Below are 12,214 nucleotides of genomic sequence, written 5' to 3'. Positions count from 1 at the left end.
ACGCCCGACCACTTCCACGGACAGGCAGTCGGACACGCGTTCTGTCGAGTTCCCGAGACGGAGGAAACAGTGACGGATCATGACGTAACGGCTGTCGACGGGCTGCGAAAGAGGGTCTCCGCGTTCGTCCGTGACCGCGTCTTCCCCTCCGAGTCGTACCTGGACGCCGGTGGTCCGACCGCCAGGGATCTTCGTGAGCGGCTGCGTGTGGAGGCCCGTGAGTCCGGTCTGTGGGCGCTCCCGCTGCCGGCCGAACTGGGCGGCGGCGGGCTGCCCTTGCGTGCGTACGCGGCGATCGCCGAGGCCGAGGGCGCCAGTGACCACGGTCCTGCGGCCCTGGGGTCGGCGTCCCTCCTCGACGTGACCATGCTCTCCCGGCACGGATCCGCACGGGTGGGCGCGGAGTACCTGCCGCGCCTGGTCTCCGGCGACCTCCGCACCTGCTACGCGATGACGGAGCCGGACACGCCCGGGACCGAGCCCGCGCTCACGGCGACCCGGGCGGAGCGACGGCCCGGCGGCGGCTGGCGCGTCACCGGCCGGAAGTGGTTCGTGTCGAACGCGGGCGACGCCGACCTCGTGACCGTGCTCGCCCGCACCAGCGGACAGGCTGGAGACCGTACCGGCCTGTCCCTGCTCCTCGTGCCGACCGACTCCCCCGGGTTCCGGGTCGTGCGCGAGCTGCCGGTCCTGGGCGCGACCGGGCAGTACGAGATCGAGTTCGACGGTGTCGAGGTCGACGAGGATCACCTCGTCGGGGACACCGGGCAGGCTCTGGCCGTCGCCGCCGGGCGTCTCCAACTGGGGCGGACACTGCGGGCGTTGCGGTGGCTCGGTCAGGCCCAGCGGGCTTTCGACCTGCTCTGCGACCGCGCCGTGGCACGTCAGGGCGCACGGGGACCGCTCGCCGACCGCCAGCTCGTCCAACAGCATGTCTTCGAATCCTTGTTGGCGCTGAGGACGGCACGGCCGCTGGTGTACGAGGCGACGGCGCTGGTCGCCGACGGACGCGACGCCCCTGTGGAGGTCGGCCTGGCGAAGACGGCGGCGGCCCGCACGCTCCAGGCGGTCGCGGACCGGGCCATCCAGGTCTTCGGCGCGGCCGGACTCGGCCCGGACACGCCCCTGCCGGCGCTGTTCCGTAGCGGGCGCACGGCCCGGATGCTCGACGGGCCGGACGAACAGCACGTCTCGTCCGTCGCACGGCGCGTCCTGCGGAGCCGTCAGGGCGGCCCTGCTGTCACACCCGTCTGAGGTCGACGCGGCCGAGGTGGGCGGCCAGGCCGAGGGCCAGGAAGAAGTCGCCCCAGACGAGTTCGTGGCGGACGGCCGTGCCGCTGTGCGCGTCGTAGCAGCCGTCGAGGAGCATGCCCGCCGGGCGGGTCCCGCCCGGCCGGGTGAGGTGGTCGCGCGCGAGCCGGTACAGGACGGCCTCCGCACGGCAGGCGCACACTCTCGACCATGCGGCCCCGGGGACGAGCGCGAGCTTCAGGAGGGCGACCGCGGTGATGGCGGCGGCGGAGGTGTCGAGCGGGCCTTCCGCGCGGTGGGCGTCCGCCGGCGGGACCGGAGGGCCGACGAGCATCGCGTAGTCGGCGAGGAGGAGTTCGGCCGCCCGGGTCAGCCGATCCGGGCGCCAGGACGGGGCGTCCGTGAGCAGCAGAGCGTCCGCGACGGCCAGGAGGAGCCACGCCTCGCCCCGGCTCCAGCCGGGGGCGGGATCAGCTTCGGCCGTCCAGCCGCGTGTCTCGTCCCACCGCCATGCCGGGCGGGGCCGCCCCGTGCCCTCGCGGGACAGGCACAGGTCGAGGTGGCGGTGCAGGTGAGCCGCAGCCGCCGCCTGCCCCTCGGGTCCGGTCGAGGCCAGCAGGGACACGAGACCGGGGACACCGTCCGTACGAGCCCGCAGCCGTGCGCCGCCGAGGGCCGCGCCCCACGGAACGAGACCGAGCTCCGGGTCGAAGGAGCCGACGGCGGCCTCCGCCGCACGCTCCCGCAGGGCTTGCGCCGCCGCGTCCCCCGCGGCCAGGGCGGTGCCGTACCAGAGGATGAGGCCGCGGGTCGCGGTGTCCGCTTCGACCCAAGGGGCGAGCCGTGCGGTCACGGTCGCGGCAGCCATGCGGTCCTCGTCGCTCCGGGTCCGGCCGGCCCTGAGCCACAGAAGTCCGGCCCAGAAGCCTCCCGTCCAGGATCCGCGTCCTGTGGTCGTCCAACGACCGTCGGCCGGATCGGCGTACAGGGGAAAGCGTTCACCCACCTGCTCCGAGGTCTCCCCCGCGCGGCGAAGCATCAGGTCGAGGGCTTCCTCCGCCCAGCCCGTCTTCGTCATCACGGACCGTCCGCGCGCGTACGGCGGTCCCGTACCGCCCAGGCGAGCGCGACGGCCCCCGCGACGGCGAACTCCACGGAGACCAGCACCCAGCCCTCCCCGTACCGCCGGCGTTCGGCGAGGGGCCCGAACAGCGGTGGGCCCACCGCGAATCCGGCGAAGAAGCCGGCGGCGACCAGCGCGGAGTCCTGCCCGGCCCGGCCGGGCACGGAGCGCTGCATCACCAGGACCATCGAGACGGCGTTGCCCGACACGGCGAACAGGCCGACCGCCACGGCGGCCACCCACACCAGCAGGTCGACGCGGACGGCGGCGGCCAGGAGCACGGCCGCGCCCACCGCTCCACCCGCGAGCAGAGCCGGCAGCCACGGGGCCCGGCCGGGAGTGGCGGCCCGGGACCAGCCGACACGGCCGGCGATCCCTGCGACGCCGAGGACGGCGACCAGCGCGCCCGCCACCGTGGGCCCCATCTCGAGGCGTTGGGAGCCGAACAGGGCGAGGTAGGTGTTGACGGAGGCGATGCCCGCGCCGAGGAAGAGCGAGAAGGCGGCCAGCCAGGGCACGGGACCACCAGGGCGTGCCGATGCCGGTCCGCTCGCGGCGCCCTTCGGCGGGGGCGGCGACGCGTCGGCGGGCAGCGCGCGCCAGGCCCACAGGGCGGCGAGGAGCGCCGCACCGGCGGCCACCCAGACCGCGCCCCGCCAGCCGATCGCGCTCGCGACCACGGCGAGGGGCAGCCCTGCCACGAAGGCCCCCAGCTGGACACCGGACTGTTTGGCGCCGGTGACCGCGCCCCTCCTCGGCGCCGGGACGGACGCCAGGATCGCCTTGTTCGTCGCCGGGTTGGCCAGCGCCTGGGGCAGACCGCCGAGCGCGACGGCCACGAGCAGAAGGCCGGAGCCGGGCGCAGCGCCGATCAGGCCCAGTGCCACCGCCGACAGAGTCAGCAGGGTCACGAGGGCCCGGCGGGGGCCGACCCTGTCGACGATCCGGCCACCCATGGGCGAGAGGACGGCCGCCGTGCCGAAGCCCACCGTGGTGGTCAGGCCCAGCACGGTCTCCGAGACACCGAGTCGGTCGACGAGACGGGGGCCCAGCGCTCCGAGCAGGAAGAGCTGCATCATCGAGAAGGCCATGGCCGTCGTCAGGAGCGCGGTCAGCCCGTGGGCCGGCCCCGCTCCGGCATCGGCCGGTGCCTCCGCCGTACCTGCGCTCCTCACCGCGTATCCCCTCCCCCGTCCGGCGATCGGGCCGAACGCCGTCGCCTTGGAGGAGTCGGTGCGATCGTGCCGGTAGTTCCCGAGGCGCTCTTGTGGGGCGCGTCACAGTCGCGTACTCATGTCCCGACAGGTCGAGGGGGCGGCCCCGGCATGGCAGTACCCGCCCTCACGCCTCCGGGGAGGGGTGCAAGGATGGGCGCGCCATGACACCAGGCCGATGTTCGCGAGGAGTGCGGGCCGCGATGTTCGCGGCCGTCTGTGTGCTGCTCGCCGCCACCGGCCACATCCTGATGTCGGGGCAGGGTGTGCCCGCCTGGACGCTCTCCCTCGCCTTCGCCGCCACCGTGGTGGTCACCTGGGTCCTCGCGAGCCGCGAGCGCGGCCTCCTCGCGGTGACGGCGGCGAGCGTGGTCGCGCAGAGCGCGCTCCACACGGCGTTCTCCTGGTCCCAGCCACCGATGTCGACGCCGGCGATGCCGATGCCGTCGATGCCGATGCCGATGGGCGATGCGCAAGCAGCACACGTGCACATGTCACACGCGGCCATGGGCCACGTGGACATGGGCCACATGGACATGACCTCGTCCGTCGGCATGATCTCCGGGGACCCGGCAGGGCACGACGTGACAGACATGTCGTCGTCCTTCGGCATGCTGTCGGCCCACCTCCTGGCCGCGCTCCTGAGCGGCCTGTGGATGGCGTACGGCGAGCAGGCGGCGTTCCGCCTCCTGCGCGCCGCGTCCCTGCGACTCTTCCGCCCGCTGCGTCCACTGCTGGCGTCCTTCGTCCCCGTCGCACGGAACCGGCCTCGCCTCCGGCCGGTGCGGCCCGGTGACGAGCGCGCTCCGCGGCGGCTCCTCCTCACCCATTCACTCATCTCCCGAGGTCCTCCCCAGGCACTCGCTGTCCTCTGACAGCCGGCTCCCCGAGCTCGACGGCTCAGTTCCGTCCCTCGGGCATCGGTCATGCCGCTTTCGCTCGGTCGCGGCAGGCCGTACCAGTCACCGGCACGGCGCCGCCCTCATCCGCGTGCCCGGCCGGATTCCCTTTGCCTCGTAAGGACTTGTGGCGATGACTCCTGCCCACGACACCCTCCTTCAGCGTCCGCCGAGGACCTCCCGTTCGGCACACGCGCCGGACGCGGACACCGACGCGGCGACGACACGGCTCGCGCTGGCCGCCCGCGACGGCGACCCGGTCAAGGCCGACCTCTTCGTACGTGCTCTGCACCGCGACGTCCGGCGCTATGTGACCCACCTCAGCGCCGATCGCCAGGCGGCCGACGACCTCACCCAGGAGGTGTTCCTCCGCGCGCTCGCCGCGCTACCCCGCTTCGAGGGGCGTTCCTCGGCCCGCACCTGGCTCCTGTCGATAGCCCGCCGTACGGTCGTCGACAGCCTCCGGCACGCGGCCGCACGGCCGCGCCTCTCCGACCGCGACGACTGGCAGGCAGAGGCCGAACACACCCAGCCGCGCGGGCTTCCCGGCTTCGAGGACGGCGTCGCGCTCGCCGAACTCCTGGCCACGATCCCGACCGAGCGGAAGAACGCCTTCGTCCTCACCCAGCTCCTCGGCCTGCCCTACGCCGAGGCCGCCGAGGCCATCGGATGTCCCGTCGGCACGGTCCGCTCGCGAGTCGCACGGGCCCGGACGTCCCTGGTCGCCCTGCTGCGGGGCGAGGAGGAGCCGGCCCCCGCGGCCGTGCCCGCGTCACGCGCCGACATGCCGAACCGCAGACGGTTCACGCGGGCACCGGCGCTCGCCTGACCGTTCGGCGCCCATGCGGTCACGCTGCCCGTGCCTGCGGCGGCGGGCCGGTCTCGGGGGACGTCCAGGTGACGGTGAGCCGGCCGTCGGGGGCGTCGAGGGTGATCGTGGCGCCGTCGGGGATGTCGCCGGCCAGCAGGGCTCGTCCGATACGGGTTTCGACCTCGCGTTGGATGAACCGCCGCAGGGGTCGGGCACCGTGGACGGGGTCGAATCCCTCGGCCGCGATGTGCCGGCGGGCCGCCTCGGTCAGGCGCAGTTCGAGGCGGCGGTCGGCGAGCCGGTGGCGCAGGTCCTCGGTGAGCAGGTCCACGACCCGCTCGATCTCGGGCAGGGTGAGCGGTTTGAAGAGGACGACGTCGTCGACGCGGTTGAGGAACTCCGGCCGGAAGTGGGCACGCAGTTCGGCCATGACGGCGGCGCGCGCCTCCTGCTCGATCTCGCCGTCGGGCGTGACGCCCTCCAGCAGGTGCTGGGAGCCGATGTTGCTGGTCATCACGACCACGGTGTTGCGGAAGTCGACGGTGTGGCCCTGGGCGTCGGTAAGGCGCCCGTCGTCCAGGAGCTGGAGGAGGGTGTTGAAGACGTCCGCGTGGGCCTTCTCCACCTCGTCCAGGAGGACGACGGAGTACGGCTTCCGGCGCACGGCCTCGGTGAGCTGGCCGCCCTCCTCGTAGCCGACGTAGCCGGGCGGGGCGCCCATCAGGCGGCTGACCGTGTGCCGTTCCTGGTACTCGCTCATGTCGAGGCGGACCATGTTGTCCTCCGTGTCGAACAGGGCGGCGGCCAGGGTGCGGGCCAGCTCGGTCTTGCCGACGCCGGTCGGGCCCAGGAACAGGAAGGAACCGATGGGCCGGCGCGGGTCCTTGACCCCGGAGCGGGCTCGGATGACCGCGTCCGCGACCAGCTGGACGGCCTCGTCCTGGCCGATCACGCGTTCGTGGAGGATCTCGTCGAGCCGCAGCAGCTTTTTCCGTTCGCCCTCGAGGAGGCGGCTGACCGGGATGCCGGTCCAGCGGGAGACGACGGAGGCGATCTCGTCCTCCGTGACGACCTCGCGCAGCAGGCGGCGTCCGCCCTGCCTGACGGCGAGCTGCTCCTCCTCGGCTCGCAGGCGCCGCTCGAGCTCGGGCAGCCGGCCGTGACGCAGTTCCGCGGCGCGGTCGAGGTCGTACGAGCGCTCCGCGTCCTCGGCCTCGTACCGGACGTGTTCGATCTCCCGGCGCAGGGTCTGCACCTTGCGCAGGGCCTGGCGCTCGGCCTCCCACTGGGCGCGCAGCGCGTCGGCCTCGGCGCGTGTGCCGGCCAGTTCCCGGCGCAGCTCCGACAGGCGGTCGCGGCTGGCCGGGTCCTCTTCCTTGGCCAGGGCCGCCTCCTCGATCTCCAGGCGGCGCACGCGGCGGCTGAGCTGGTCCAGCTCGGCGGGCATCGAGTCGATCTCGGTGCGCAGCATGGCGCACGCCTCGTCGACGAGGTCGATGGCCTTGTCGGGGAGGAACCGGTCGCTGATGTAGCGGTGGGAGAGGGTGACGGCGGCGACCAGGGCGCCGTCCTGGATCTTCACGCCGTGGAAGACCTCCAGGCGTTCGCGCAGACCGCGGAGGATGGACACGGCGTCCTCCTCGCCGGGCTCGTCGATCAGGACGGGCTGGAAGCGGCGTTCCAGCGCGGCGTCCTTTTCGACGTGCTTGCGGTACTCGTCCAGCGTGGTGGCGCCGATCATGTGCAGTTCGCCGCGCGCGAGGAGCGGCTTGAGCATGTTCCCGGCGTCCATGGCGCCTTCGGCCGCCCCGGCGCCGACGACGGTGTGCATCTCGTCGACGAACAGCAGGATGCGGCCCTCGGCCGCGGTGACCTCGTGGAGAACGGCCTTGAGCCTTTCCTCGAACTCGCCGCGGTACTTCGCGCCCGCGACCAGGGAGCCCATGTCGAGGGCGAAGACGGTCTTGTCGCGCAGACCGTCGGGGACGTCGCCGTGGGCGATGCGCTGGGCCAGTCCCTCGGCGATGGCCGTCTTGCCGACGCCCGGGTCGCCGATCAGCACGGGGTTGTTCTTGGTCTTGCGGGACAGGATCTGCACCACCCGGCGGATCTCCGTGTCGCGCCCGATGACGGGGTCGAGCCGGCCGGTGCGAGCCTCGGCGACCAGGTCACGACCGTACTTCTCCAGGGCCTCGTAGGTCGCCTCGGGTACGGCCGAGGTCACCCGCTGGTTGCCGCGTACGCTGGTCAGGGCGGCGAGGAACCCTTCACGGTCCAGGCCCTGTTGGCGCAGGATGCGGCCGGCCGCGCTGCCGGTGCCCTCCGCGAGGAGGGCGAGCAGCAGGTGTTCGACGGAGACGTATTCGTCCTTGAGGCGCTTCGCCTCCTGCTCGGCGGCGTCGAGGAGCCGGGCGAGCCGCTGGGTGACGTAGACCTGGCCGGGCTCGGCGCCGGGGCCGGAGACGCTCGGACGCCGGCCCAGTTCCGCCTCCACGGCGGCCCGGGTCCGGCCCGGGTCGCTGCCGGCCGCACCGAGCAGTCGGGGGACGAGTCCCTCGCTCTGGTCGAGCAGGGCCATCAGGAGGTGCTCGCCGTCGACCTCGACATGGCCGAAGCGCAGCGCCTTGGTCTGGGCGTCCTGCAGGGCTTCCTGGGACTTCTCGGTGAGTCGGTTCGTGTCCACGGATGTCACCTCCCGTGCGGGGCGTCGATGTCGGGGTGCCGCCCGGCGAGGGCGGCTTCCAGCTGTTCGATGCGGTCGAGCAGGTCGAGTACGACGGCCAGGGCGGCGTAGTTGAGGCCCAGGCCGGCGCGGAGCCGCTGCATGCGGGCGACCCGCGTCACGTGCGCGGTGCCGAACCACAGGCCCCCGGCTCGGTCGATGTCGGGCTCCAGGAGGCCCAGGGTGACGTAGCGGCGTACGAGGTCGGGGTGGAGGCCGGTGAAGGTGGCGAACTCGTCGATGCCGACGCCGACCGGGTACGCGCCGTGCACGGCGGTCACCCGGGCGAGCGGGTAGCTGGTGAGGTGGTGGTGCGCCACAGGTGCTCATCTCCTTCCGCCGGCTGGGTCGCGCGGGTCGAAGCGGGACTGGGCGGCCAGGCGCTCGAACAGCTCGCGCTCGGCGGGCGTCAGATCGGCGGGGACGGCCACCCTGACCTCCGCGTACAGGTCGCCGGCCGGGCCGCGCTGGTTGGGCATGCCGCGTCCCCGCAACCGGAGCCGGCGGCCGCTGGAGGAGCCGGGCGGCAGGTCGACCCGGGCCGGTCCCCCAGGGGTGTCCACGGGGACCGAGGCACCGAGCGCGGCCTCCCACGGTGCGACGGGGAGGTCGACGGTGATGTCGCGGCCCTCCACCCGGAAGCGGGGGTGCGGAGCGAGACGTACCCGCAGGTACAGGTCACCTGCGGGGCCGCCGCCGGTGCCGGCGCCGCCCTGCCCCGCCAGCCGGATGCGCTGACCGTCCGTCACACCGGGTGGAATCCAGACCTCGTAGCCGCGCGGCCCGGTGGCGGTGTCGAGGGTGATGCGCCTGCGGCCGCCGGTGTAGGCGTCCTCGACGCCGAGCGTGATCTCGGCTTCCCGGTCGGCGCCGGGCATCCGCCCGAATCCGCCGGTTCCGGCACGTCCACCGGCGCCCCCGAACAGTCCGCCGAGCAGGTCCTCGAAGTCCATGCCGCCGAAGCCGGCCTCACCGAATCCGCCGGCGAAGCCGGGCCCGCCGCCGGTGTCGACGTACACCCGTCGGCCGCCTCCCGCCCCGAACGGGCCGCCCGGCCCGCCCGGTCCGGCCGCGGCGCCCTCGGGCACCTGCTGCCAGGCATGCCCGTAACGGTCGTAGCGCTCGCGGTGGTCGGGGTCGGAGAGCACCTCGTACGCCTCGCCGATCTCCTTGAACCGCTCCTCCGCGCCCGGGTCCTTGTTCAGGTCAGGGTGCCAGCGGCGGGCCAGGTTCCGGTACGCGCGCTGGATCTCCTCCGTACTGGCGGTACGGGACACCCCCAGCACGTCGTAGTAGTCACGGTTCGTCTGCGCCATCGACCACACCACCGATTCCTGTCGTACTCCTCAGCTCCGTGCCTCTCGTTCGTCCGGTCCGGCCTGCACGGCCACCGTCGCGGGCCGCAGCAGGCCGCGGTCGCTGCCGTAGCCGGCGCGCAGCACCTGGACGACGGTGCCCGGCGCGGTCTGCGGCTCCTGACGGACCTGCGCCGCCTCGTGGAGGGCGGGGTCGAAGGGTTCCCCGACGGCGGCGATCCGCTGGTACCCGAGCCGGGCGAGGACGGCGTACGCCTGCCGGCACACCCCTTCCACACCGGCGATGATCGCCTCCGGGTCGGCCGCGGCGTGCTGGAGTGCCAGCTCGAGGTGGTCCACCACGGGCAGCCAGGCCTCGCTCACCCGGTCGCGCTCGGCAAGACATACCTCCTCCAACCGCCGCTCGTAGCGCTTGCGCTGGTTCTCCGTCTCCGCGACGGCACGCTGCCACCGGTCGTGCAGCTCCTCCACGTCGAGCTCCGGCAACACCGGCGGAACACCGGAGCCGTCGGCGTCTTCGGACCTCGGGCGGACCTCGCCGCCCCGGCCGACCTCGCCGGAGCCGGCGGCGTTCTCGGGACCCCGGCGGATTCCGCCGGAGCCGGCGGCGGCCGCGCCCGGTCGCAGGCCGTGCTCCCGGGCCTGGTCCTCCGCCCCGTCGCCCCCCGCCGTGTCCGTCATCGGGACCTCGGGTCCCCGCGTCTCGTCCTTCATCGTCGATCACTCACTCCGCAATCCGGTCCGGCTCTCCTCGCGCTCCGTCACCGCACCCGGCCCGTCACTCCGGCCTGAAGTCGGCGTCGATCACGTCGTCTCCGCCGCCCGGTCCGCCTTGGGGTCCCGGTCCGTTCGCGCCACTTCCGCCGTCGCCGCCACCGCCGGCGCCGCCGGACGCCAGCGCGTGCAGCACCTGCTGGAGGTCGCCGGTCAGGGACCGCACGCGGTCCAGGGGTGCCTCTTCCTTGACGGCCTGCCGGGCATCCGCGATCAGCGACTCGGCGCGGGCCTTGTCGTGGACGGCGACGGAGTCGCCGAGCTCTCCCAGCCGTCGCTCGACGTGGTAGGCGAAGCTGTCGAGCTCGTTGCGCGCCTCGACGAGTTCGCGGATACGGGTGTCCTCGGCCCGGTTGCGTTCGGCCTCCTGGATCATCCGCTGGACCTCGGACTCGTCCAGGGTGCCGCTGCCGGAGACGGTGATGCTCTGCTGGGCGCCGGTGTCCTTGTCCTTCGCGGACACGTTGAGGATGCCGTTGGCGTCGATGTCGAACGTCACCTCGATCTGCGGCGTACCCCGGGACGCCGGACGGATGTCGTCCAGGCGGACCCGGCCGAGCACACGGTTGTCCGCGGCCCGCTCCCGCTCCCCCTGCAGCACCACCACGTCCACGGCCGGCTGGTTGTCCTCGGCGGTCGTGAAGGTTTCGCTGCGCCGGGTGGGAATCGTGGTGTTGCGCTCGATCAGCCTGGTCATCAGCCCGCCCAGCGTCTCGACGCCCAGGGAGAGCGGGGTGACGTCGAGCAGCAGGACGTCCTTGACCTCGCCCTGGAGCACCGCCGCCTGGACGGCCGCGCCGAGGGCGACGACCTCGTCGGGGTTGACCGACATGTTGGGGTCCTTGCCGCCGGTCAGCCGACGCACCAGCGCCTGCACCGCGGGGATGCGGGTCGATCCGCCGACGAGGATCACCTCGTCGAGGTCGTCGGCGGTCACCTTGCCGTCCGCCATCGCCTGCCGGACCGGTCCCATGCACCGTTCGACCAGATCCCCGGTGAGCTGTTCGAAGGTCGACCGGGTCACGGTGGTCGTGAGGTGCTTCGGACCGGCGGCGTCCGCGGTGACGAAGGGGAGGTTGATCTGCGTCTGCGCGGCCGTGGACAGCTCGGCCTTCGCCTTCTCCGCCGCCTCGTACAGCCGTTGCAGCGCCTGCGGGTCTCGGCGCAGATCGATACCGTTGAGGCGCTGGAAGTCCTCCGCGAGGTGGTCCACCAGCCGCCGGTCGAAGTCGTCTCCTCCCAGGTGGGTGTCGCCGGCGGTGGAACGCACCTCCACCACGCCGTCGCCCACGTCGAGGACGCTGACGTCGAACGTGCCGCCGCCGAGGTCGAAGACGAGCACCGTCTCGTGCTTCTTCTTGTCCAGCCCGTACGCCAGGGCGGCCGCGGTCGGCTCGTTGATGATCCGCAGCACCTCCAGTCCGGCGATGCGGCCGGCGTCCTTGGTGGCCTGCCGCTGCGCGTCGTTGAAGTACGCGGGCACCGTGATCACCGCCTGGGTGATCTTCTCGCCCAGCTGCTTCGCGGCGTCGTCCACGAGCTTGCGCAGCACAGCGGCGGAGATCTCCTCCGGGGCGTACTGCTTGCCGCGGACGGAGAACCGCGCCGCGCCCTCAGGACCCGACGCGACCTCGTAGGAGACCTGCTCCGCCTCCACGTCGATCTCCTCGAGGCGCCGGCCGACGAACCGCTTCGCCGAGTAGACGGTGCCCTGGGGATTCAGTACGGCCTGGCGGCGTGCCATCTGCCCGACGAGCCGTTCACCGCTCTCGGTGAACGCCACGACCGACGGCGTGGTACGACCGCCCTCACTGTTGGTGATCACTCTCGGCCGGCCGCCTTCGCAGACGGCGACCACGGAATTCGTCGTACCAAGATCAATACCCACAGCCTTGGCCATCGCTGCCTCCACGCACTGCTCGCACCGAGCGTGTCCTACCTCCAGGGCGTGGCTTGCCCACTGGGCCGGGACCATCACCCTGGCTCCGTAAAGCTCACTCATTCACTGGGATAAAACTTGAGTCCCATCTTGTCAAGAACGGTGCCGAGAGTTATATAAGAAGCGTCGGTACGCGATCGAACGGCACACGATGCGAAGGAGTTG

At 72.9% G+C, this 12,214-nt stretch carries 10 protein-coding genes; 3 read left to right on the top strand and 7 right to left on the bottom strand.

The features are described 5' to 3' along the window. Nucleotides 1-69: 69 nt before the first annotated feature. Nucleotides 70-1,254, top strand: a complete 1,185-nt coding sequence (locus ACIGXE_RS16450; protein WP_399747765.1) for an acyl-CoA dehydrogenase family protein — start codon at nucleotides 70-72, stop codon at nucleotides 1,252-1,254. On the opposite strand, the gene ACIGXE_RS16445 is transcribed toward ACIGXE_RS16450, so the two are convergent. Both ACIGXE_RS16445 and ACIGXE_RS16440 read right to left on the bottom strand, forming a co-directional pair. Further along, nucleotides 1,241-2,119 (bottom strand): sugar ABC transporter permease, encoded by an 879-nt coding sequence (locus tag ACIGXE_RS16445; RefSeq protein WP_399747764.1) that lies wholly within the window; start codon nucleotides 2,117-2,119, stop codon nucleotides 1,241-1,243. The two genes, ACIGXE_RS16450 and ACIGXE_RS16445, sit on opposite strands and share 14 nt — an antisense overlap. A 209-nt stretch (nucleotides 2,120-2,328) precedes the next feature. Continuing rightward, entirely contained in the window at nucleotides 2,329-3,549 is a 1,221-nt protein-coding gene (locus ACIGXE_RS16440) for an MFS transporter (protein WP_399747762.1), read from the bottom strand. Nucleotides 3,550-3,791: 242 nt separating this feature from the next. Between ACIGXE_RS16440 and ACIGXE_RS16435 the strand changes: the two genes are divergently transcribed. Together ACIGXE_RS16435 and ACIGXE_RS16430 are read left to right on the top strand one after the other, a co-directional pair. After that, on the top strand, nucleotides 3,792-4,463 hold the full coding sequence (locus ACIGXE_RS16435) for a hypothetical protein (RefSeq protein WP_399747760.1): 672 nt from the start codon (nucleotides 3,792-3,794) through the stop codon (nucleotides 4,461-4,463). A 157-nt stretch (nucleotides 4,464-4,620) separates the two neighbouring features. Further along, entirely contained in the window at nucleotides 4,621-5,316 is a 696-nt protein-coding gene (locus ACIGXE_RS16430) for a sigma-70 family RNA polymerase sigma factor (protein WP_399747758.1), read from the top strand. A 19-nt stretch (nucleotides 5,317-5,335) separates the two neighbouring features. Here the strand turns inward: ACIGXE_RS16430 and clpB are convergent, their stop codons facing one another. The 5 genes from clpB to dnaK all read right to left on the bottom strand — a co-directional run bounded on the left by clpB (nucleotide 5,336) and on the right by dnaK (nucleotide 12,010). After that, nucleotides 5,336-7,981, bottom strand: a complete 2,646-nt coding sequence (clpB, locus tag ACIGXE_RS16425) for an ATP-dependent chaperone ClpB (protein ID WP_399747756.1) — start codon at nucleotides 7,979-7,981, stop codon at nucleotides 5,336-5,338. Between the two features lie 5 nt (nucleotides 7,982-7,986). Next, entirely contained in the window at nucleotides 7,987-8,301 is a 315-nt protein-coding gene (locus ACIGXE_RS16420; protein ID WP_399747854.1) for a chaperone modulator CbpM, read from the bottom strand. Between the two features lie 45 nt (nucleotides 8,302-8,346). Continuing rightward, nucleotides 8,347-9,336, bottom strand: a complete 990-nt coding sequence (locus ACIGXE_RS16415; protein WP_399747754.1) for a DnaJ C-terminal domain-containing protein — start codon at nucleotides 9,334-9,336, stop codon at nucleotides 8,347-8,349. A 30-nt stretch (nucleotides 9,337-9,366) separates the two neighbouring features. Beyond that, nucleotides 9,367-10,050 carry a nucleotide exchange factor GrpE gene (locus ACIGXE_RS16410; protein ID WP_399747753.1) on the bottom strand — a complete coding sequence of 228 codons (684 nt, stop codon included), beginning with the start codon at nucleotides 10,048-10,050 and terminating at the stop codon, nucleotides 9,367-9,369. 64 nt (nucleotides 10,051-10,114) lie between these two features. Next, on the bottom strand, nucleotides 10,115-12,010 hold the full coding sequence (gene dnaK / locus ACIGXE_RS16405) for a molecular chaperone DnaK (protein ID WP_399747751.1): 1,896 nt from the start codon (nucleotides 12,008-12,010) through the stop codon (nucleotides 10,115-10,117). Nucleotides 12,011-12,214: the final 204 nt, after the last annotated feature.

Source organism: Streptomyces sp. NPDC053431, assembly GCF_044544925.1.
GTDB lineage: Bacteria > Actinomycetota > Actinomycetes > Streptomycetales > Streptomycetaceae > Streptomyces.
Note: the sequence above shows the minus strand (reverse complement) of the source record. Positions and strands in the feature narration are given on the sequence as shown.